Source organism: Rummeliibacillus sp. SL167 (assembly GCF_007896505.1).
Taxonomy (GTDB): domain Bacteria; phylum Bacillota; class Bacilli; order Bacillales_A; family Planococcaceae; genus Rummeliibacillus; species Rummeliibacillus suwonensis.
Genome location: NZ_VCBM01000001.1, coordinates 205,335 through 227,899, shown reverse-complemented (window position 1 = coordinate 227,899; position 22,565 = coordinate 205,335). Strand labels below are relative to the sequence as shown.

Genomic DNA, 22,565 nt, shown 5'->3' with positions numbered 1-22,565 from the left:
TATTACCTTCAAATGCATTACAAAAGTTACATTTCTTTTAAGATTCTTTAACTTTATGCTATTTTTATTAGAAAATAAGTTGAAACTTCTCACAAGGGAAGTTTCTTTATCCCCATTGTAGTCGAACCAATTGTGTTTTTTAAGGACAATTAATTCACTGGTCCTTCTCTCGAAATAGGTCTTACCGTCTGTTCATGCGACATAAAAAGCACAAATTTCTTCCTCAAAAATCTGTGCTCATTGATACTTAGTATGCTATTAAATAACTTTTATTGGCAGTAATAAATCGACCATTTGTAAGTTGTAAACGTGGAGTTCCACCTGATGTATAAGTAATTCCTTTAATATTTAATACTTTTCCTTTTAGAAGGAGCGGACCTTTTGCCGATTTTGTCAAAGAAATATTGCTATATTGATAAATACTCTTCTTTAATTTTACATAGCTTGGTTTCGTTACTACATAATTTTTATATTTTGTTGTCAACGCATTTACATACGATTTGTTCGCTGTTACATAGCTACCTGAAACGGTTTTGAATCTTGGAACTCCCGTTGATGTGTATTCTATATCTCGAACGGTCAAAATTGTGTTCTTTTTTACCTTACCAAGCATTGTAGAATTATTGAATGTTGTGGAAGAATAAGCACCTACTGTTGTTTTTAAAATGATGAAAGAAGGTTTCACTGTATAATAAGATGCCATATTAGCTATACACTTGATCGCAACTCTTTTGTCTGCTGTGATATATTGCCCGTTTGCCAACTTTAAAACCATTTTGCCTTGTGTGTTCTTTATAAGGTCAACGGTTTCAAATACTTGTCCCTTTTTCAAAGTATTGGTTTTAGTAGATTCACTTAAACTACTGCTACTATATTGGTTTGTATTTGAACTTAATATAATATGCTTAGGATTTGAAGTGTGATATTCAATGTGTACACTTGCCGGTTCTGTTTCAGATGCATTATCGTTTGATTGTCCTTCATTAAAATGTTGATCTGGATCAACTGTATACTGATCATTTGTTGATGTTACATTCGCTAAAAACTGATTTAGTGTAAGATTTGGATTTAATCGGTTCAAATCGACATTTGTATTGATCCCATCGATTCGCCCTTTATCTGTATATTGCCATAAATCATAAGAAAAATCTGGTTTCGTCGTACTATATCGAGGAATCCAGACAAAATCTGCCTTCGTCGTATCTAGATTAAAACTTTTGTATAAATGATGTGCTATATATAATCCGATTTTCTTATCTGTTTTTGTGCGAAGTTGCTTCATATAGGCATTTGTAATCGTTCGCATACTTTCGCCAGATGTGCTTGTATTTTTTTCAACATCGATCACATAAAATAATGCATTCTTATCGGCACGGTTATAAAAATTATTCGCCTCTGTTTTCGCATCACTTGAAGATTCAGCTAAACTGAACGCATATACGCCAAAAGGAACCCCATACTTCTTTGCCTCTGTCTCATTTTTCTTATGATATGTATCTTCTTCTGTACTACCATGTTGTGTACGTATAATGGCTAGATCTAATTTTTTACTAGCTTTTGCCCAATTTATGTCTCCTTGCCATTTTGAAATATCAGCAATAATAGGAGAAGATCCCATCAATCTTAATTTTTGACTCGTTGTATCTACGATAATAGGGGTTGTTTCCCATTTTGTAGTGCTATCTGGGTTGGCAGGAGCAAATTCTTCTGCTTGTGCACGCTGCACACCAATTGCACATACAACTAAGGCAGCAAAAATCGCTACTAACAACTTTACATTTTTCATGTTGCCATCTCCTTTTTTAATGTATCTATAGACTTAGTACTTTATTATAGAATAACAAATTTTTACTAGGTATAAAGAATCATAAATTAAAAAATGAGAAAATGTAAAATTTTTGTCGCATTCTTAAATCTTCTACTAGGAGCCCATAAAAACTCGAACACTTAAATCTATTCACAATCTTTTCTTACATAGATATGGATATTCAATAAAGTGAAGCTTCCATCAGTGGGAATTTTCTTCATCCCCCACTAAACTAGAGGAACTAAGGTTAAAAGCGCCACGCCCTGTGCAACACCTGAGTGACCAACATCTTATTGGTCTGAACCAATCGGGCTTTTAAGGGCAGTCCGTCTCCCATCTAACTTTCTCGTTTCTCTCCAAATCTTGAGATGGGGGCTTATTTACCCGTTAAATCGGGATAAAAAAAGCAGCCAGAAAATTTTTCTGACCACTTGAACTTTTGCTATGATTTTCATTGTATCCTTAAGCTTCTAATTCAACTTTTAATTGTTGTGCTGGACCGAAGAATTCAAAGTGAATTTGAGATTCCCTAAAGCCAATTGCATATAAATGATTGATCATTGCTTCCATAAATTCAGATGGACCACAAACATAAACATCATTTTCAAGACTTACATTTTCCTTTAAAAATTCCTTCGTGACATAACCCACTTCATCAGTATTGATTGTAATGTAGCTAGCATTTGGCATTTTTTCTAAGTTAGCAGCAATTTCTTGATCAAATACATGCAATTTGGCTGTACGTGTACTGTGAATGAACGTTACAGGTCTATTTGCATCTAGTGAAGCTAAAGTATCAAACATAGCCATTAATGGCGTAATACCAACACCACCTGCGATAAAGGTTACAGGTGCTTTAGATGCAATGTCTAATTGGAATTCTCCCGCTGGTGCACTCACTTCAATGCGATCTCCCACTTTTGCTTGATCATGCAAGTAAACCGATACTTTACCTGCCGGATCATGTAAATCTTCTCGTTTTACAGAAATACGAAATGCTTCTTTATTGGCAGCTCTTGATAAACTATATTGACGACAGTGAGTGAATTTTTCGTTAGGGATCTCAACTTTTAGCGTAATATATTGTCCTGGTTTATAATCTGGTAAAGCTTTGCCATCCACTGGTTTTAAATAGAAAGAAGTGATCTCTTCATTTTCTACTACTTTCTCAGCAATTTCAAATTCTTTGAAGAATCTCCATCCCCCTTTTTGGCTTTCAGCTTCCTTATACATATCTTCTTCTGTTGACATAAAGATATCGGCAATGACACCATATGCTTCCTTCCAAGCATTGATAATATCGTCTGTGGCAGCATCACCAAGAACTTCTTTTATAGCTCCAAGTAAAAATTCCCCTACGATTGGATAATGTTCGGGTTTAACACCCAAACTACGGTGCTTTTGTGCAATTTGCTGCACGACTGGCAAAATTGCACCGAGATTTTCAATATGAACTGCTGCTGCATAAACTGTGTTCGCTAATGCTGCTTGTTGACGACCCTTTACTTGGTTTGCATGGTTGAAAATATTTAATAACTCTGGGTGTGCTGCAAACATGTTTTTATAGAAAGTTTTGGTGATTTCTGTTCCATGCACTTCTAGTACTGGTGCAGTAGATTTTACAATATCCATTGTTTGTTGTGATAACATCATGAACACTCCTTTTCTTTTATAATTCAAAGCTACACCCATATATCCTTTAAAGCAATATTTTATATACATCTTTAACGAAAAAGACATATTTTAAATACATCTTTTAAAAATAACAGGGTTTTTACTTTACATGGTATAATAGACATAGAAATGGTGGTGTATTGGATGCGATTAACTTTATATACCGATTATTCTTTACGTGTCCTGCTTTTTCTCGGTGCAATGGATCCCGAAAAGCTAGCCACGATTAAAGAAATATCGGACACATATGGAATTTCGAAAAATCATTTAATGAAAGTAACCCATGAGCTTGGTAAACTTGGATATATTGAAACAATACGTGGTCGTGGTGGCGGTATACGTCTTGCCATGAACCCTAAAAATATTGTTATAGGGGAAGTGATTCGACAAACAGAGGAAGATTTCTACCTAGTAGACTGTTTCAATCCTGAATCTGTTGGCTGCATCATTTCTCCCGTCTGTCAGTTGAAGGGCGTGCTAAATAAAGCACTTCACGCTTATTTAGCTGTTTTAGATGAATATACTTTAAACGATCTGTTAGATTCAAAAGAGAAGATGGCTGCATTACTATTTAACGACAAGTAATTGCGCGATTAAGAAGTGGATTTCTACTGAATAACAGTTCTATATCATAAGTTGGTGTAGGATTTAGAAGAACCTTACGAATACATTTTGGTGTTAGGGCATGCCCTCTTTACTTTTATACGATAAGTAGTTATCTGTTATAAAACTATTTATCGTTTATCTCCCTTAACATTTAGTATAGAAAAAATAATTTAGAATAGAAAAAACACGAATGTTGATTGAACAACATCCGTGTTTTTTACTGTTACAAATTTCATCCCAAAAGAGACTTTAAGACCAAACCCTGGGTATACTTATAACCATCCATATCCGTGTAAACACTGGAATTTCTGTTAAAAGCTAAAGCGCGCTTCGATTCAGATTCTCTAATGTCGAGAATCTGAACAAGCACTCCTTCTTTTAAAACTATTTAGCGATGGCTTTTTTAGCAGCATCTGCTAATTGTGCAAATGCAGCTGCATCATTTACTGCAAGATCAGCTAACATTTTACGGTTAACTTCGATTTCAGCAATTTTTAAACCGTGCATTAAGCGGCTATAAGAAAGACCATTAATACGAGCAGCGGCGTTAATACGTGTAATCCATAATTTACGGAAATCACGTTTCTTTTGACGACGGTCACGATATGCATATTGACCTGATTTCATCACTGCTTGGTTAGCAACTTTATATAATGTGTGTTTAGAGCCAAAGTAACCTTTAGCTAATTTTAAAACTTTTTTGCGACGTGCGCGTGTTACAGTACCGCCTTTTACGCGTGGCATACTAATTACCTCCTGCTATTCAATTACATGAATATATTATTTTTTTCGAAATTATTTAATGTTTGAAAGTAAAGATTTGATACGTTTGTAGTCACTTGGAGAGACAATATTTGCTTTACGTAAGTGACGTTTTGCTTTTGTAGATTTGTTTGCAAATAAGTGGCTACCAAAAGCACGGTCATATTTTAATTTACCAGTACCCGTTTTTTTGAAACGTTTAGCTGCGCCACGGTGAGTTTTCATTTTTGGCATTTCGAATTCCTCCTAAACTGTTCGACTAAAACTTATTTTTTTTCGTTCTTAGGTTGTAATACTAAGAACATGCTTCTGCCTTCCATTTTCGGTTTTTGTTCAACCGTTGCATATTCTGCACAAGCTTCTGCAAAGCGGTCTAATACTTTTTGACCGATTTCTTTGTGTGTAATCGCACGACCTTTGAACCGAATGGATGCTTTTACTTTGTCCCCTTTTTCTAGGAACTTGATCCCGTTACGCAATTTCGTTTGGAAATCATGTTCATCGATAGTAGGACTTAGTCTTACTTCTTTCATCACGATCACTTTTTGATTTTTGCGTACTTCGCGATCTTTCTTTTGTTGCTCGAATTTAAATTTACCATAGTCCATGATACGAGCGACTGGTGGCTTGGCTTGAGGAGCCACAAGGACAAGATCCAAATTTGCACGTTCTGCAATTGTTAAGGCTTCATTGCGTGATTTTACTCCAAGTTGATCTCCATTATGGTCGATTACACGAAGTTCACGAGCGCGAATACCTTCGTTTACATACATGTCTTTGCTAATAACAATCCACCTCCGAGTAGTGTCGCGAATACATGGTTTGGGCTAGTTGCCCGATGATGATCGGTACGGGTATTTCGATGTCCACTAAAAAAGGGCGGACACTGTCGAAATGTCCGCCCGCAAGATATATGCACACGCCGAAATGCGTGATCCGTTCTTCTATCATGTAACCTGCCAACACTAATGGCTTAGATTGATCAGGTGAGAAGCGGGCAGCCTCTACTTCAACCACAAACTTGTATTCATAACCTTTTATACTTTACCACGTTCTGTACATATAGTCAACATATTTTCAAAACTATAGCCAATATATATGTTCTACCTTAAACAAATCATTTTATGGACAACTTTTTGCCTTTAAAATACGAGCATTCTTCTATTTAACTTCTGACTTATTCAAGATAACAAATATATTCTAAGCCTTGTATTTAAATCCTTCAAATAATTACATTAGAAGAATCCTTGTGCCTTGCGATCATAGCTTACAAGCAAACATTTTGTTTGTTGATAAAGATCTAACACCATTTTATGTGTTTCGCGTCCAATACCTGATTGTTTGTAACCACCAAATGCAGCCCCAGCTACATATTGATGATACGTATTTGTCCAAACACGGCCTGCTTGAATAGCGCGACCAGCACGATATGCCAGATCACCAGAACGTGTCCAAACACCAGCACCTAAGCCATATACTGTATCATTTGCAATTTTAATGGCCTCATCATAGTCTTTAAAAGTTGTTACTGAAAGGACAGGGCCAAAGATTTCTTCTTGGAAAATCCGCATATCATTTGTACCTTTAAATACTGTAGGTTGGATATAATTACCTTCAGCAAATTCACCATCTAAACGATTGGCGTCACCACCGATTAATACTTCCGCGCCTTCTTCTTTCCCAATTTGTAGGTAAGATAAAATTTTACGTTGCTGTGCTGTTGAAGCTTGTGCCCCCATCATGACTTCTGTATCTAGAGGATTGCCGATTTTAATAGCTTTTACACGTTCTAAAGCTTTTTCAATAAATCGATCATAAATAGATTCTTGAATCAATGCACGTGAAGGGCATGAACAAATTTCACCAGAATTTAATGCGAATAATGCAAAACCTTCAAGTGCTTTATCTAAAAATTCATCATCTTTATCCATGATATCTTCAAAGAAAACATTTGGTGATTTCCCGCCAAGTTCAAGGGTTACAGGGATAATATTTTCAGTGGCATATTGCATAATTTGACGACCAACAGCTGTCGAACCTGTAAATGCGATTTTAGAAATACGCGGATTTGTTGCAAGTGCTTCTCCAATTTCAGCCCCAGGACCATTGACAATATTTAAGATACCTTTTGGTAGCAAATCTTGAATTATTTCGATTAATACAAGAATAGAAATAGGTGTTTGAGAAGCTGGCTTTAATACGATACAGTTACCAGCAGCGAGGGCTGGTGCAATCTTCCACGCCGCCATTAGAATTGGAAAATTCCATGGAATAATTTGTCCAACAACACCTAGAGGCTCTTGGAAATGATAAGCAACGGTATCATGATCAATTTGAGTAGTTCTTCCTTCTTGAGCACGAATAGCAGCGGCAAAATAACGGAAATGGTCAATTGCCAAAGGAATATCAGCATTTAAAGTTTCACGTACTGCTTTCCCATTGTCCCAAGTTTCCGCAACTGCTAATTTTTCTAAGTTTTCTTCTAAACGATCTGCAATTTTGTTTAATAATTTTGCACGTTCAGCAGGAGATGTTGTTCCCCAAGTATCTTTTGCTGCATGGGCCGCATCTAAAGCTAATTCAATATCTTCTGTAGTTGACTTTGCAACTGTTGTATATTTTTCTCCAGTAACTGGCGTAGTAACAGCTGCATAATTTCCTTTTACAGGTGCGATCCATTCACCACCAATAAAGTTATCGTAACGTTCTTTGAAATGAATGACAGCACCTGCTGTATTTGGATTTGCATAAATCATTCTAAAACCCCTTCTTTCAATGAAATTACAAAACAGATTTACTATTTTGTTTTCCTTCATCATGAACCTTTTTCCCTAAAAGTACAATAGTAATCTATGATATTTTTCTGTGATTACAAAAGTTTGTGAAATACACATATATACTAAGAAAATTATTGATATAAAGAGAATATTTTTTCATTTTATATTTATAAATAATCAATAAATAATAAGATAATATGTTGTTTTATGAATATTTTTAGAACATTTTCGAGATTATTTAGCATATTCAATTAAAAAATATAGTATTTTTAGTTTGTGAAATATTTAACAAATGCCATGTGAAAAATTACACAAATACTTGTGAAATATTTCACGATTATTTGTGAAAATCATCACATATTCTTGTGAATATTTTCACGTTTGAATGAGTATCTTTTAATACTTTTTCTTTATAAATAAAATTTTTATGCAAAACCTAGAAATTATTCAAACACAAAAAAAGCCGAGGATTTTTCCCCGACTTTTCTATAGATATCTACTATCCCTTATGAGCAACGTCTTCTCGAATAGCCTTTAAAAATTCTTCAAATGATACTGTTTCAGAATCTTTTGAGCCATAACGACGTACATTTACACTACCCGCTTCTAATTCTTTATCTCCAATAACAAGCATATAAGGAATTTTCTTCATTTGTGCTTCACGGATTTTGTAACCAAGTTTTTCATCGCGGTAATCCATTTCTACTCGGAAACCTGCTGCTTGCAGTTTTTCTTGAACATCTTTTGCATAGTCAAAGTGAGCATCATTTGATACAGGGATGACTTGTACTTGAACAGGTGCTAACCATGTTGGGAAGGCTCCTTTGTATTCCTCGATCAAGAATGCTACAAAACGTTCCATCGTTGATACAACACCACGGTGAATAACAACTGGGCGATGTTGCTTACCATCTTCACCTACATAGCCAAGATCAAAACGTTCTGGTAATAAGAAGTCTAATTGAACAGTAGATAATGTTTCTTGTTTACCGATGGCAGTTTTTACTTGAACATCTAGTTTTGGACCATAGAATGCTGCTTCACCTTCAGCTTCATAATAATCTAAGCCGAGATCATCCATAGCCTCTTTTAACATACTTTGCGCTTTTTCCCACATAGCATCATCATCAAAATATTTTTCAGTATCCTCTGGATCACGATAAGAAAGACGGAATTCATAGTCGTTTAAATCAAAGTCTTTATACACATCTAGGATCAACTCAACGACTCTTTTGAATTCTTCTTTGATTTGGTCTGGGCGGACAAATATATGGGCATCATTTAAAGTCATACCACGAACACGTTGTAAGCCAGAAACAGCGCCACTCATTTCATAACGATGCATTGTACCAAGTTCTGCAACTCGGTATGGTAGGTCACGGTATGAACGCATTGCTGATTTGTAGACCATCATGTGATGAGGGCAGTTCATTGGACGAAGTACTAGTGTTTCGTTATCCATTTCCATTGGAGGGAACATATCCTCTTGATAGTGATCCCAGTGTCCAGAAGTTACATAGAGCTCTTTAGATCCCAATACTGGCGTATAAACATGCTTGTAACCAAGTGACACTTCCTTATCGACGATATAACGTTCAATGGTGCGACGGATTGTAGCACCATTTGGCAACCATAGAGGTAACCCTTGACCTACTAATTTGTTGGTAGTGAATAATTCAAGTTCTTTCCCTATTTTACGGTGATCTCTTTCTTTTGCCTCTTCCAGCATTTGAAGATGGGCTTTTAATTCATCTTTCGTGAAGAATGCTGTACCGTAAATACGTTGTAACATTTTGTTATCTGAGTTGCCTCTCCAATAAGCACCAGCGATTGACAACAATTTAAATTCTTTAATTTTGCCTGTTGAAGGTACATGTACACCACGGCAAAGATCGAAGAAATCACCTTGTTCATAAATTGAAACTTGTTCATTTTCTGGAATGGCTTCAAGAAGCTCTAATTTATATTCATCGTCAATTTCTTCAAAACGTTTTTTCGCTTCTGCACGAGATACATCATGACGAACGATTTCAATATTTTCTGCAACGATTTTTTTCATTTCTTTTTCGATGCGTGGGAAATCTTCTGAAGTAATCGGTTCTGGAGAATCTATATCATAGTAAAAACCATCATCGATTACCGGACCCACACCTAATTTCACACCTGGGAATAAGCGTTTTACAGCCTGCGCTAAAAGATGTGCTGTGGAATGACGCATTACTTCAAGTGCTTCTTTATCTGCTGGTGTAATGATAGCAATGGAACCATCTTCTTCAAGAGGTGTTTTTGTATCAACTAGGATATCGTTGAACTTACCAACGATTGCTTTTTTGCGCAATCCTGGGCTGATGGATAATGCCACTGCATCAGTAGTGATACCTTTTTCAAACTCTTTTACTGAGCCATCTGGAAATGTTAATTTGATCATGTCTGCCATAATAATCTCTCCTTTTTTATATTCTAGAGCTCTGGGCCACAAGCTGGAGAAATTGTTTCATGCATAAATTTTACTTATTCAAAAAGTCCAATTTTCATGATGAGAACTTCGAGGATCACTCCAAACACCCGCAATTTAAGTGCTATACTCTCCTCTAAAACCGTCAATTGATGGGAAGCCGAAAAACACACTTCCGAATCAAATCTTCTCATAATTTTCGTTTTGAATATCTAAACAAGCTGCTATTAGCTAAATTTATGCATAAAAAAATCCCGTCCACAAAGGGACGAGATGATACTCGTGGTTCCACCCTTCTTCCTTCTAAACAAAATTTGCTTAGACGAAGCTCTAGTTCGGCTAACGGGCCGCAACCGTCGACAATTACTGACATTCACTGTCGCTGCTCCAAGGCGGTAAATTTTATGCCGTTACTAAGAAGCTTTCAGCCAAGGCTTCTTTCTCTTTGAGTCGTGCAGAAAATTGTTGTCCTTTTCAAAGCATTTGTATTAGATTATGGTTGAAATTATATACTGAATTGTTTTGAAAATCAAGCTTCAATTGAGTCCTGCTTCATCAGCATAGAAAAAGTCAATCTGTTTGATACAGCCTTCTATTTTCGCCGATCATTTCAACATCTGTTGTCAACGCCTTGATTCGCTCCATTATTCGAGCAGCTTTCAGGACATCTACCTCGCCTTTTTGAGTCGTCGCGAAATGATTCTCAAGCTGATCATAATTATAATTAGACGTAATAAAAACTGGCAGTCCTTCATTCATCCGATATTGTAGGATCGTACCGATAATTTCATCTCTTGTCCAAGCTGATAAATTTTCCGCCCCTAAATCATCCAACATGAGAACAGGTGCTTTCTTCACGAAATCAACTTTTTCTTGCAAAGATTGATCTTGGATAGAACTTTTTATCTCACTTAAAAAATCAGGGACATAAACCATCACAGTCTTAATCTCCATCGATGCAAGTTCATTGGCAATTGCACCTAGAACAAAGGATTTACCAACACCAAAGTTCCCATAGATATAGTATCCCGTCCTTGGTAAGTTTCCTGTATGACGGACGGTTTGGATAAACAATTCAGCGAATGCACGAATGGCCTTTTTAGATTCATTGCTCGTATCTAAATCATTAATTTTAGCTTTTAATACATCCTTCGGCATATGCATACTAGAAATCATGGAAGCTGCTTTGCGACGTGCATCTTCCATTCTTTTTGTCTGACATGGAACATATTCTACATCAATTTGCCCTCGAATGATCGTCAGTTTTGGGATAAAACCGTTGATCGCATTCTTACAAGTAGCAACAGATTCACATCGGCTACAATCATGCTGTTGATTGACGTATTCATAAAGCTTCCCTAAGCCTCTTTCAACCATTTCACGGCTGGCTAATTGATCATTTTCAGCTAGGAACTTTTGTACGCCCTTATCTTCAAGGATCTCCTTTTGCATCTCATGAAAACGAGCTTGAAACTGAGAATCCATCAATTTCGTTAATCTACTGTTGATTGGCTCCATTCTATGAATCCACCTCCCCTTCATCCATACCTAGTTTTTTCATAATCTCTTGACGTTTTTTTTCATAATCTGTATGGCTATTATCTGCTTGTCTTTCTTCCTTCTTCTTTTGCTGCTTTAGTTTATTTTCATAATACCAATTGGGCACATTTTGAGTCTTCGCATTTGGCTTTCCTTTTGGAACATTTTGCTTACGTGCTTTTTGAATTTGATAATCTCTTGCAAAATTTAATGCTTGCTCTGCCGTTTGTATATTGTTTTTTTGCCAATTGGAAGCAATCGCTTGTAAAAACGCATTATTTAGATTTGCGTTGCTTACATAATAAGCATAATGAATCAAAACATTGACAACCGGTATTGGCATGTCATATTTCGCAGTGAAATCAAGCACCACTTTGACGTCCTTTTCAAATGGTGTTTTTCCTTTTACGAGCATCGTCAATAAGTCAATTGGCTTTACACTATTCAATATAACCAGCAATTCTTTTTTTAACTGATCTGTATTTGTAAAATCAGCGTCAACAAACTGTGGCAACTGATAAAAAATACCTGCCCCTGCTTTTAATAATTTATATTCTGTTGAATAATCCTTAGTTTCCATAGGAGTTTCTTCTTGTTTAGAATCACTGCCCTTTTGTTCTTCAAAATCCCTAGCTAGTTTCATCGCTTCTCTAGCCGTTTTCACACCTGTATTACGCCAGTGTGAAGCGATTGTTTCAACATATTTTCGATTGAGTTTCCCGTGATTGCGTAAAAATACATAATGTATTAGTACGTTGACAACAGGCGTGGGAATGCCATATTGCATGACTAAATCTTCCACCAATTGACAATCATTTGGAAATGGCTCTTTGCCGCCCGCAACGGCTTTTAATATATCAATGGGAGAAGATGTCTCAAACCATCGAATCAGTTCAGCCTCCATTGGATCGATATCATCATCAACGATGGCTGTTTGTGTAAAGGCTTCCTGACTTTGCTTCTCAATAACTGTTTGCATGGTTGGCGGCTCTTTTGAAACCGTTAATTTATAATAATCGGCCGCTTCTTTTTTTAAACGTAAATCGCTTAAAACCATTTGATCATCAAGTGCTAAAAGAATAATCTTTTGCATATCGAGCGGTGTTAAATGATAAAGAAATGCTAACTTTGCAATAGTCGCCTTTGCTTCAGCAGTCAAGACAGAAGATGGCACAAGTTGTTCCGATAAGCCAACTCTTAATAGATTAAAATCAAAGTCTTCATAGTTAAATGGCAATTTTTTTGGTTTTTCTTGCAATCCTGTAAGTTGTATTTCATCAGATGGCAAATTGTGTTGAACAGGTCGATAAACATCTGTGAATGTTCTAGAAACTTCCTGATAACCATGATTAGACAATCCTTTTGAAACAAATCGTTGCCGTAAATTACGATAAGCTGATTCCCCAATCTTACTATATAAAAACATAGATAAAAGAGGATCGTCGAAAAAAGTAGCGGCATCGAGTGGCGGCATCACATCATAGATAAAAGACCGCATTTCTTGTTGATCTTTACGCCATGTACGAAGTAAACCAATCGCTTCAAGTGCTATTCGTGATTCAAAAATTTTACCGATCGGCATATTCAACGCATTCATCAAATGATAATGCGACATTGTATTATCCTCTATATTTTCCCCCTCAGCCCATAATAAAAAATAAAGACTAATTGGTTCTGCTCCAACAAGTGGTTGATACAAGAGGGTTATCAATTTCCGATCATAGCTAGATAAGGGAAAAGGTACGCGAATGGAAAGACGATCTACAGATTGCAATTCGTTATGTAAATTCATCGACTAGTCCCTCCAAATATCGACTTATTACTCATTTTCATGTTCTTTGGATTGTCTTTCGATTAACTCTCTTAGTTCGTCGATAAAAACATTGATATCCTTAAATTGACGATAAACAGAAGCAAAACGTACATATGAAACTTCATCGATTTTAGAAAGTCGATCCATCACCATTTCTCCAACATCTTCTGATTTTACTTCTGCATTGCCAATACGTCGTAAATCTTGTTCGATGTTAAACACTAAATCCTCTAATATATCTAATGCGACAGGGCGCTTTTCACATGCACGTATCAGTCCACGGAGTACTTTTTCGTGACTAAATTCCTCACGCGATCCATCCTTTTTGATCACAATAAGCGGCATTTCTTCTACTTTCTCAAAAGTGGTAAAGCGAAAGCCACAAGATTCACATTCTCGGCGTCTACGAATTGCTTTGTTATCATCAACAGGTCTGCTATCAATGACTTTTGTTCCGTTATATTGACAAGCTGGACATTTCATAATTTTTCTCTCCTGATTTCGAAAACGTATTAGTTTATCTATTATAACAAAAAATAATGGTATAAATCGAAAAAAGTGTAGAAAATCCTCTTTACTCGAGGCTTTCCTACACAATATTGTCGATTTAGTAGAGAATTTCAAAATATCGAAGCTAGCTGATCAGGCGTGTTGATTATCCAATTTAATCCATAACAATAGGGAGAATTCGTTGATTTCCGCTACAGCTTGCGTGGAGAAAATTTTTCTAGGTGATGCTTGTCCTCCCTGTAGAAAGCATTCAAAACCAAAATGAAAGTAGAGAGAGCACAATTCAGTGAATCGCACTCTCTCTACTTTTTAGACATTCCCGACAATACCGAGGATTTTTTGTTGCTATTTAAATGGATTTTCCCTCATAAAAGTGAAAACTTTTACAAAAAGTAATGATTAAACATTCACTTCTTCTTTTAATTCAGAAACCACTTTTCTAGTTAAGTCTACGACACGTGCTGAGTAACCCCATTCGTTATCGTACCAAGCAAGTACTTTCACTTTATTGCCACCGATTGTCATTGTCGTAAGACCATCGATTGTTGCTGATGCAGGATTTGAATTGTAATCACGAGAAACAAGTGGTTCCATTGTGAAATCTAAAATGCCTTTTAATGAGCCCGCAGATGCTTTTATGAATGCATCATTTACTTCTTCAGCAGTTACATCGCGTTGTAAATCTACAACTAGATCGACTAAAGAAACATTTGGTGTAGGAACACGCAAAGCCAAACCATGTAATTTTCCTTGTAATTCAGGTAGTACAAGTGTTAACGCTTTCGCAGCACCTGTAGAAGTAGGGATAATGGATTCGGCACATGCACGAGCACGGCGTAAATCTTTATGTGGATTATCAATGTTTTTTTGGTCATTCGTATAAGAGTGAACGGTTGTCATCAAACCATTTACGATTCCAAATGTATCATTTAAAACCTTTGCAACTGGTGCAAGGCAGTTTGTTGTACAACTTGCATTTGAAATAATATCATGTTTTGAAAGATCTAATTGATCATCATTAACACCCATTACAATTGTGACATCTTCATTTTTTCCTGGTGCTGTTAAAATGACTTTTTTAGCACCTGCTTCAAGATGTAATGCTGCTTTGCTGCGTTCATTGAATTTACCAGTTGCTTCAATGACAACATCTACGCCCATTTCTTTCCAAGGTAAGTTTTGAGGATTGCGATCATTCACAAGTTGCACACGTTTACCGTTCACAATGAGTGCATCTTCTTCCGCTTTTACTTCACCATCAAATTTACCATGTGTTGTATCATATTTTACCAAGTGAGCTAATGTCTCAGCTGGATAACTTGCATTTACCGCAACGATATTTAAATCATCTTGTAGAATCGCTTGACGGAACACCATACGTCCAATACGGCCAAATCCGTTAATAGCAATCGAAACTGTCATGAATAATATCCTCCCTGTTCACTATGAGTTATACTTAATTTGTATTATTCTCAAATAGTATAGCACATTTCCAAGAAAGTAAAACATAATATAAACTATATTTTAATATTTATATTTTCTAAATTTTTATTCAACAATCAATAACGCCCCACAAATTCAATATTTGCAACAATTGATCACGTGTATTTTCTAAATTTCCGTTATTGTAGATGACAGCGTCAGCCCCTTTTTCTTTTTCAGAAAGAGGAAGTTGTGAAGCAATTCTCGCTCTTGCTTCCTCTTCTGATAAGTGATTTCTTTCCATCAATCTTGCTAATTGTGTATCCTCGGACACAGAAACAACTAAAATCTTTTCTACAAAATGTTGTAGACGACTTTCGAAAAGCAATGGAATATCCATCACTACATGTTGTTCCCCTTTTTCAAGCCATTCATCCCTTTGTCGCAACATTTCTTTACGGATAGCAGGATGCATGATATCGTTCAATTCTTTTCTTTTGGACGGATTATGGAAAATAATATCCCCTAATTTTGCACGATTGAGTTCTCCATTGTCCTTCAAAATTTCTTTTCCAAACGCTTCTACAATTTTTCCTAACGTTTCGGTTCCTGGTTCGACAACAACTCTCGCAACGATGTCAGCATCTACAATGGGAATACCCAATTCTTGAAACATCTTAGCTACTGTACTTTTACCACTAGCAATACTTCCAGTTAAACCAATAATCATTTTTCACTCACCTTTTAATGCTGGCAATTTGGACAGTACACAGAATTGCGTCCTGAAATTACCAATTGTTTTGTATTAGTATGACATATTGGGCACTCTTTCTTCCCATACATCTGTAAACGATCTTGCATACCACCTGCTTCACCATTAATATTTCGATAATCAGAGATACTTGAACCACCCGCATGTATACTTTCCTTCAAAACTTCCACAATCGTATAAAACAACTCTATTTTTCTTTTAGCACTTATTCTTGAAAGTTTTCTTGCAGGATGAATTTTCATACGAAATAGAGATTCCGTCGCATAGATATTGCCACATCCGGCAATCACATGACTATCCATAATAACTTCTTTCACAGGCTTATTCATATATTTTGGCAATGTTGATTTAGTCAGAAAATGAGACAATGCTTCTTTTGAAAAAGGCTCCGGTGCTATTTCTAATAGTGGAGGATACTCATCGATTGAATGCAACAGCCGCATCTCACCAAATCGTCGAATATCCGCATAAACAAGATATTCATCCTCATCAAAAGTGAATACAATATGTATATGCTTTTGAAATTTCCCCTCTGTTATTTCATTCAATGAATGAACATGGAACCATGCTCCTGTCATCCCCAAATGATTAACAAGAACATAGTTCAAATCATGATTTTCTAAATAAAAAAAGATATATTTCGAGCGTCGTTCGACTTCTTTAATCGTCATACTTTGCAATGTATTTGAAAATTTTTCAGGATTCATGTCCTTAATAATACATGCTTTTCCTTCTTTTATGGAGGTGCAAATTGTATTTGAAACCTGAACATGACGGATCACTTTTCCCGCCACAACAGGCTGAAGTGCACGCACAACTCCCTCTACTTCAGGCAATTCTGGCATACAATCACTCCCTTATTTCGTTTCATACCAAGTAGAACCTGATGCAAAATCTGCCTTTAATGGCACTTGTAATTTAATCGCATTCGCCATCACTTGAGGAACTATTTTCTCTAATATAGGGATTTCTTCTTCTGGCGCTTCAAAGATCAATTCATCATGAACTTGTAACAGCATTTTTGCTTGTAGCTGATGTTCTTCTAGCGCCTTTGCCATATCAATCATTGCTTTTTTAATGATATCAGCGGCACTCCCTTGTATCGGCGTATTCATCGCAGTCCTTTCCGCAAAACTGCGTAAATTAAAGTTTGAACTTTTTAAGTCAGGTAAATAACGACGACGATTTAATATTGTTGTCACATATCCATTCTTTTTCGCTTCATCTACGATATTTTTCATATAAGCCTGAACACCAGGAAAGCTTTTAAAATAACGATCGATAAAATCAGCGGCTTCCTTACGGGTAATCTTTAAGTTTTGAGATAATCCATAATCACTGATTCCATAAACAATCCCAAAGTTAACGGCCTTTGCTGCCCGCCGCATGTTTGGTGTCACATCTTCTGCATTGACATGAAAAACATCCATTGCTGTTTTCATATGAATATCCATGCCATGATTAAAGGCACTGATTAGATTACCGTCGTTAGACATATGAGCGAGCACACGCAATTCAATTTGAGAATAATCGGCAGCAAACATTTTCCACCCTTCATGAGAAGGAATAAAAGCTTGACGAATTTTACGTCCCTCTTCCAAACGTATTGGAATATTTTGTAGATTAGGATCTGTTGAGCTTAAACGACCAGTAGACGTTAATGCTTGTTGATAGTGTGTATGAATTTTATGATCATCCTCATGAATCACCTTCAACAAACCTTCAATATAAGTAGATTGCAATTTTCCGAGTTGACGATATTTTAAAATATGCTGAATAATCTCATGCGCTGGGGCTAATTTTTCTAAGACATCAGCAGCTGTAGAATAGCCTGTTTTTGTCTTTTTAATGACAGGCAGTCCCAGTTTTTCAAACAAAATAACACCTAATTGCTTTGGTGAATTGATGTTGAATTTCTCTCCTGCTATTTGGTATATATCCTCTTCAATGTCCTTTAGCTTAGCCGTTAGTTCTGCTCCCATCTCAACTAGACGATTACGATCCACCGCTACTCCTTCACTTTCCATTTGACTAAGAATCGCAGCAAGCGGCAATTCAAGATTACGATATAATTCGTATTGTTCATTCTCTTTTAACTGCTTTTCAAGTTTGGGTTGAAGGCTAAAGACTGCCGTAGCTTTTCGACTTGCATGCTCTGCCACAACTTTTGTCTCAGGAATGGATTTTTTTGCACCTTTACCATAGACTACTTCATTTGGTTGGACATCGGTAAAACCAAATTCTTTAGCAACAATCGCTACATCATCTGAGGGCATCGCAGGATTCAAAATATATGCCGCCAATAAAAGATCGAATTCCACTCCTTTTAATCTGACACCACTCCGTAATAATGCAGCTTGAGTTGCTTTCGAATCAAATAAATATTTTTTCTGTGCATCATCTTCAAGCCATGCTATAAGCGCTTTGGATGCCAATGCTTTTTCAAAAGGAATATAATAGGCAATTTCTCCAGCTGTTAAGGCAATCCCAAATCTTTCACAAGTGTGATAATGTTCGTCTGCTAATTCAAGATGTACAGCCATTGGATTTGCTAATTGATCCTCAGAAAGATCATCAACAATCTTGAAATCTAAGTCTGCCGTTTCTTTTGCTTCCGATTCGAATTCACTTTTTTCAATTAAAGATTTGAAAGAGAGCTCTTGCCAGACAGCGAATAATGTTTCCATATCGGGGCCTTCATAGCTTAAATCATCGATCGCTATATCAATAGGTGCTTCACGATTGATCGTTGCCAATTGTTTGCTCATTTTTGCCTGTTCCTCATTATGAACAAGTTTTTCTTTTAGTTTTGCGCCACTCACTTCATCAATATGTTCATAAACTTCTTCAACTGTTGGGAATTGTTTTAATAATTTAATCGCTGTTTTTTCTCCAACACCAGGAACACCTGGGATATTATCAGATGAATCACCCATTAGTCCCTTCATATCGATAATTTGATGAGGGGTCAATCCATACTTTTCATGTACATGATCCGGTGTATAATGCTCAATATCTGTCATACCCTTACGAGTAATATAGACAGTTGTATTACTAGATGCCAGTTGGGTTAAGTCCTTATCACCTGAAACAATAACCACTTCAAGCCCTTGTTCATCTGCCTGTTTACTTAATGTGCCAATAATATCGTCTGCTTCATACATTTCCAATTCATATTGTTTAATACGATAAGCATCCAATAATTTTCGCAGATATGGAAATTGTTCTGATAATTCTGGGGGTGTTTTTTGTCGTCCACCTTTATATTCTGAATAGGTTGCATGTCGGAAAGTCGTTTTTCCAGCATCAAAGGCAACGAGCATTTTTGTTGGCTTTTCTTCTTCTAATATTTTTTGCAGCATCATTGTAAAGCCGTAGACGGAATTTGTATGAATCCCATGGTCATTCGTTAATAACGGAAGCGCAAAAAACGCTCGATACGCCAAACTATTACCATCTAATAAAAGTAATTTTTCACTTGTCATGTTGGCACACTCCTACTAAATAATTAAATCATTTATTTCTTAAATTCATTTTTGCCTAATTAAGATTTTTCATGAATGATTTCTTATTATATATTTTACCATGCCTATAATAGGAAAGGAAAAGAGTGACCATGAAAAGCCAGATGTTGGTGATAGGATTTAGCTATATTTCACAAACCAAGCACCGATGCCTATCCTTCTTTTTCCCTCAAACATCTAGTTTTGTTTGATTACATTTACGAGTGGTTCTCGATAAATATCTCGATCAAAGTGGTAGGAATATGCCCATTTGCTTTTAGACTTATTTGTTGATGTTTTGAAACTATCAATATTTATTAAGATAACGCTAAAATACATGTTTTTTTAAAGATCATGTCAAATATTTTTCCTGATTTCTGTTTAATCAACATACCTAGGCAAATAGAAAAAGAGAGTGCAAGGATTTGCAACTCTCTTTTACGATACTAAATTTGAAGGGGGCTTCATCCTTTAGTATAATTTTCTATTTTGAATTTTATATAAACAAATTGTAAAAACATTGTAAATACATCCATTTCATCATACAAAATTTAAAAGATAGTAAAACCCTCCACAAATTTCTAGCCGTTTTTTCGATCAAATATCATCTTATCTAAAGCTCTCTGATCTTACGGCAATATCAACATTATGTTTATCTCTTAAGCTTTTGGAAAAAGAAGTCGCATTGTTGTTCCTTCTCCAACAGTACTTTCAACTTGAATTTTACCGCGATGAGCTTCTACTAAATGCTTCACAATCGCTAAACCTAAACCAGTGCCACCAGAATTGCGGCTTCGATCGCGGTTAACTCGATAAAAACGTTCAAATACACGAGGAATTTCTTCTTCACTTATCCCTATTCCCTCATCTGATATTTCGAGAATAGCAGTTTGATCCTTTTCAAAAAGATGAACAGTAATTTTCGTCTGTTCAGGAGAATAATTAATCGCATTGATCACTAAATTCATGACGATTTGCACTAAACGATTAGGATCACCATTTATATAAACATCTTCATCAATTTTTGCCTCAAACTGTATATGCTTTTTTTCCAGTTTTTGATGTGTCATTTCGATTGTACGAATAATAACATCCCGTAAACTTGTTTTTTCCATATTCACTGTAAAACCTGATTTTTCAATTTTGGATAAATCAAGTAAATCATTGACAAGCATTTGTAAACGATTACTCTCCTTATTCATAATTTTTAAAAACCCTAATAATGTTTCTTGATCTTTATAGGCACCATCCAATAATGTTTCAGAAAAACCTTTTATAGATGTAATGGGTGTTCTAAGCTCATGTGATACGTTTGCCACAAAATCTTTCCGAACTTGTTCAAGCTTTTTAAGTTCAGTGATATCATGCATGACAATGACAATACCAAGCCACAATCCGTGCTCTCCAACTACAGGTGCACCATACACTTCCATATCACGAAATTCCTGTTGAAGCTGAATATGAAGTTGTTTCCTATATGGAACTTCCGTCATAAAAACATAATCTACAAACTCTTCTAATTCATGAGGTAGCCCTAACTCGCGAAATTGCTGTCTTTGTACGTCTTCATAAGATTGATCAAACAGCTCCGTAAATGTACGATTGACAATAGTTATATCTCCTTCTCTACCAATCATGATCAAAGCGCTGCCCATATTTTCAATTAATGTTTTTAAACGTTCTTGTTCGATTTCACGAGTAATCGCCATATCTTGTAAATTTCTAGCAAGAATATTGATGGCTTTACTTAAACGCAATGTAAAAGAACCTGTTACTTCAAAGGCACGTGCACGATAATTTCCTTTTGCTAATTCAAATGCTGTCATCATCATATTATCTATTGGTTGTGATAAGTTTTTAATAAGACGATATGTAACTAAGATTAAAATAATAAATGCCAGCATAAAAATAATTCCAAGTAAAATCCATAACTGTAGTCGAATATCTGATACATCTTGTATTTTCGTATGATCCCCAATAGAGTTTATAATTGCATCCCTTTGTGAATTTGTTAAGGAAAGATGTTGCTGTTCAATCGCATGCGTCACTTTTTCTTTCGATGTCACAATATTCGTTTTTATAGAATCTTGTAGTAATAGCGGGAAAAGCTGACCCAGTATAAATCCTAAGCCAGCTAATGTAATAATATATAATGACCCAAAGGTAAATAATAAACGAAATCGTAGTGATTGCATCAAATTTTTGGCTCCTCAAATTTATAACCTAATCCCCGAATGGTTTTAATAAACTTTGGTTTTCGGCTATTTTCTTCAATTTGATCACGCAAATGGCTAATATGAACATCTACTATACGTGTATCGCCTGCAAAATCATAATGCCATACGGCACTTAACAATTGATCACGTGTTAGTACACGATTTTTATTTTCTAAAAGGTACAACAGTAATTCAAATTCCTTTGGGGTAAATTCTAATAATTTATCATCCAAAAATGCTTCGAACCGATCTGGATAAACATTTAAAAGACCGATGTGATATGATTTTTCTCCTGAAGATTGTTCTGCTTCTTGAGAATTATTAATGACTTTGGAACGTCTTAAAACCGCTTTAACACGTGCCATTACTTCTCTTGGACTGAATGGCTTTGTCATATAATCATCAGCACCCAACTCTAAGCCAAGTACTTTATCAAACTCATCATCCTTCGCCGTGAGCATAATGATCGGTATATCTAGCTTTTTCATACGTAATTCTTTGCAAACTTCCATACCATCCAATTTTGGCAACATTAAATCCAATAAGATTAAATCAGGTTTTTCTTCTATGGCTTTGTGTAATCCATCCAGACCATCATTAGCTATTATGACATCATAGCCCGCCTGTTTTAAATTGTATTGTAATAAAGTCGCAATTGATACTTCATCTTCCACTACTAAGATTTTGTTTGTCATTTTATGTTCCTCCG

The 22,565-nt window shown here is 35.9% G+C and carries 17 protein-coding genes and 1 other annotated feature; of the genes, 1 reads left to right on the top strand and 16 read right to left on the bottom strand.

Going from position 1 to position 22,565, the window contains the following annotated elements:
• Positions 1 to 247 precede the first annotated feature (247 nt).
• Both FEZ13_RS00910 and hmpA read right to left on the bottom strand, forming a co-directional pair.
• Positions 248 to 1,786 (bottom strand): DUF5776 domain-containing protein, encoded by a 1,539-nt coding sequence (locus tag FEZ13_RS00910; RefSeq protein WP_146551099.1) that lies wholly within the window; start codon positions 1,784 to 1,786, stop codon positions 248 to 250.
• Between the two features lie 483 nt (positions 1,787 to 2,269).
• The gene (hmpA, locus tag FEZ13_RS00905) at positions 2,270 to 3,457 is read right to left on the bottom strand and encodes an NO-inducible flavohemoprotein (RefSeq protein ID WP_146551098.1); all 1,188 of its coding nucleotides are present in this window, start codon (positions 3,455 to 3,457) and stop codon (positions 2,270 to 2,272) included.
• 168 nt (positions 3,458 to 3,625) lie between these two features.
• Between hmpA and FEZ13_RS00900 the strand changes: the two genes are divergently transcribed.
• The gene (locus FEZ13_RS00900) at positions 3,626 to 4,066 is read left to right on the top strand and encodes an Rrf2 family transcriptional regulator (RefSeq protein ID WP_146548048.1); all 441 of its coding nucleotides are present in this window, start codon (positions 3,626 to 3,628) and stop codon (positions 4,064 to 4,066) included.
• 405 nt (positions 4,067 to 4,471) lie between these two features.
• Here FEZ13_RS00900 and rplT read toward each other — a convergent pair whose 3' ends face one another.
• From rplT to FEZ13_RS00830, 14 genes are all read right to left on the bottom strand, one after another.
• On the bottom strand, positions 4,472 to 4,831 hold the full coding sequence (rplT, locus tag FEZ13_RS00895) for a 50S ribosomal protein L20 (protein WP_146551097.1): 360 nt from the start codon (positions 4,829 to 4,831) through the stop codon (positions 4,472 to 4,474).
• 51 nt (positions 4,832 to 4,882) lie between these two features.
• On the bottom strand, positions 4,883 to 5,083 hold the full coding sequence (rpmI, locus tag FEZ13_RS00890; RefSeq protein WP_146548046.1) for a 50S ribosomal protein L35: 201 nt from the start codon (positions 5,081 to 5,083) through the stop codon (positions 4,883 to 4,885).
• A 32-nt stretch (positions 5,084 to 5,115) separates the two neighbouring features.
• The gene (infC, locus tag FEZ13_RS00885; protein ID WP_146548045.1) at positions 5,116 to 5,622 is read right to left on the bottom strand and encodes a translation initiation factor IF-3; all 507 of its coding nucleotides are present in this window, start codon (positions 5,620 to 5,622) and stop codon (positions 5,116 to 5,118) included.
• A 462-nt stretch (positions 5,623 to 6,084) separates the two neighbouring features.
• On the bottom strand, positions 6,085 to 7,605 hold the full coding sequence (exaC, locus tag FEZ13_RS00880) for an acetaldehyde dehydrogenase ExaC (RefSeq protein WP_146548044.1): 1,521 nt from the start codon (positions 7,603 to 7,605) through the stop codon (positions 6,085 to 6,087).
• A gap of 520 nt (positions 7,606 to 8,125) precedes the next feature.
• On the bottom strand, positions 8,126 to 10,063 hold the full coding sequence (gene thrS, locus FEZ13_RS00875; protein WP_146551096.1) for a threonine--tRNA ligase: 1,938 nt from the start codon (positions 10,061 to 10,063) through the stop codon (positions 8,126 to 8,128).
• 279 nt (positions 10,064 to 10,342) lie between these two features.
• Positions 10,343 to 10,568 (bottom strand) — a binding site (T-box leader).
• Positions 10,569 to 10,651: 83 nt separating this feature from the next.
• Entirely contained in the window at positions 10,652 to 11,599 is a 948-nt protein-coding gene (dnaI, locus tag FEZ13_RS00870) for a primosomal protein DnaI (protein ID WP_146551095.1), read from the bottom strand.
• 1 nt (position 11,600) lies between these two features.
• A complete protein-coding gene (locus FEZ13_RS00865; RefSeq protein ID WP_146551094.1) occupies positions 11,601 to 13,412 on the bottom strand; it encodes a DnaD domain protein in 1,812 nt (603 codons plus the stop codon).
• 27 nt (positions 13,413 to 13,439) lie between these two features.
• Positions 13,440 to 13,916 (bottom strand): transcriptional regulator NrdR, encoded by a 477-nt coding sequence (gene nrdR, locus FEZ13_RS00860; RefSeq protein WP_146548040.1) that lies wholly within the window; start codon positions 13,914 to 13,916, stop codon positions 13,440 to 13,442.
• Positions 13,917 to 14,342: 426 nt separating this feature from the next.
• Entirely contained in the window at positions 14,343 to 15,365 is a 1,023-nt protein-coding gene (locus FEZ13_RS00855; RefSeq protein WP_146548039.1) for a glyceraldehyde-3-phosphate dehydrogenase, read from the bottom strand.
• Between the two features lie 130 nt (positions 15,366 to 15,495).
• On the bottom strand, positions 15,496 to 16,095 hold the full coding sequence (gene coaE, locus FEZ13_RS00850) for a dephospho-CoA kinase (RefSeq protein WP_146551093.1): 600 nt from the start codon (positions 16,093 to 16,095) through the stop codon (positions 15,496 to 15,498).
• A 14-nt stretch (positions 16,096 to 16,109) separates the two neighbouring features.
• Positions 16,110 to 16,982 carry a bifunctional DNA-formamidopyrimidine glycosylase/DNA-(apurinic or apyrimidinic site) lyase gene (gene mutM, locus FEZ13_RS00845; RefSeq protein WP_146548037.1) on the bottom strand — a complete coding sequence of 291 codons (873 nt, stop codon included), beginning with the start codon at positions 16,980 to 16,982 and terminating at the stop codon, positions 16,110 to 16,112.
• A gap of 12 nt (positions 16,983 to 16,994) precedes the next feature.
• Positions 16,995 to 19,622, bottom strand: a complete 2,628-nt coding sequence (gene polA / locus FEZ13_RS00840) for a DNA polymerase I (protein WP_146551092.1) — start codon at positions 19,620 to 19,622, stop codon at positions 16,995 to 16,997.
• 677 nt (positions 19,623 to 20,299) lie between these two features.
• Entirely contained in the window at positions 20,300 to 21,835 is a 1,536-nt protein-coding gene (gene pnpS / locus FEZ13_RS00835) for a two-component system histidine kinase PnpS (RefSeq protein WP_146552718.1), read from the bottom strand.
• Positions 21,835 to 22,551 (bottom strand): response regulator transcription factor, encoded by a 717-nt coding sequence (locus FEZ13_RS00830; RefSeq protein ID WP_146551091.1) that lies wholly within the window; start codon positions 22,549 to 22,551, stop codon positions 21,835 to 21,837. Before FEZ13_RS00830 ends, pnpS begins: the two co-directional genes overlap by 1 nt.
• Positions 22,552 to 22,565 lie beyond the last annotated feature (14 nt).

What these genes read in the sequence shown, in the direction of transcription:
- nrdR (WP_146548040.1), bottom strand. Translation starts at nt 13,916, where the DNA reads ATGAAATGTCCAGCTTGTCAATATAACGGAACAAAAGTCATTGATAGC.
- thrS (WP_146551096.1), bottom strand. Translation starts at nt 10,063, where the DNA reads ATGGCAGACATGATCAAATTAACATTTCCAGATGGCTCAGTAAAAGAG.
- FEZ13_RS00830 (WP_146551091.1), bottom strand. Translation starts at nt 22,551, where the DNA reads ATGACAAACAAAATCTTAGTAGTGGAAGATGAAGTATCAATTGCGACT.
- polA (WP_146551092.1), bottom strand. Translation starts at nt 19,622, where the DNA reads ATGACAAGTGAAAAATTACTTTTATTAGATGGTAATAGTTTGGCGTAT.
- FEZ13_RS00865 (WP_146551094.1), bottom strand. Translation starts at nt 13,412, where the DNA reads ATGAATTTACATAACGAATTGCAATCTGTAGATCGTCTTTCCATTCGC.
- pnpS (WP_146552718.1), bottom strand. Translation starts at nt 21,835, where the DNA reads ATGCAATCACTACGATTTCGTTTATTATTTACCTTTGGGTCATTATAT.
- hmpA (WP_146551098.1), bottom strand. Translation starts at nt 3,457, where the DNA reads ATGTTATCACAACAAACAATGGATATTGTAAAATCTACTGCACCAGTA.
- FEZ13_RS00855 (WP_146548039.1), bottom strand. Translation starts at nt 15,365, where the DNA reads ATGACAGTTTCGATTGCTATTAACGGATTTGGCCGTATTGGACGTATG.
- FEZ13_RS00900 (WP_146548048.1), top strand. Translation starts at nt 3,626, where the DNA reads ATGCGATTAACTTTATATACCGATTATTCTTTACGTGTCCTGCTTTTT.
- coaE (WP_146551093.1), bottom strand. Translation starts at nt 16,095, where the DNA reads ATGATTATTGGTTTAACTGGAAGTATTGCTAGTGGTAAAAGTACAGTA.
- infC (WP_146548045.1), bottom strand. Translation starts at nt 5,622, where the DNA reads ATGTATGTAAACGAAGGTATTCGCGCTCGTGAACTTCGTGTAATCGAC.
- FEZ13_RS00910 (WP_146551099.1), bottom strand. Translation starts at nt 1,786, where the DNA reads ATGAAAAATGTAAAGTTGTTAGTAGCGATTTTTGCTGCCTTAGTTGTA.
- dnaI (WP_146551095.1), bottom strand. Translation starts at nt 11,599, where the DNA reads ATGGAGCCAATCAACAGTAGATTAACGAAATTGATGGATTCTCAGTTT.
- rplT (WP_146551097.1), bottom strand. Translation starts at nt 4,831, where the DNA reads ATGCCACGCGTAAAAGGCGGTACTGTAACACGCGCACGTCGCAAAAAA.
- exaC (WP_146548044.1), bottom strand. Translation starts at nt 7,605, where the DNA reads ATGATTTATGCAAATCCAAATACAGCAGGTGCTGTCATTCATTTCAAA.
- mutM (WP_146548037.1), bottom strand. Translation starts at nt 16,982, where the DNA reads ATGCCAGAATTGCCTGAAGTAGAGGGAGTTGTGCGTGCACTTCAGCCT.
- rpmI (WP_146548046.1), bottom strand. Translation starts at nt 5,083, where the DNA reads ATGCCAAAAATGAAAACTCACCGTGGCGCAGCTAAACGTTTCAAAAAA.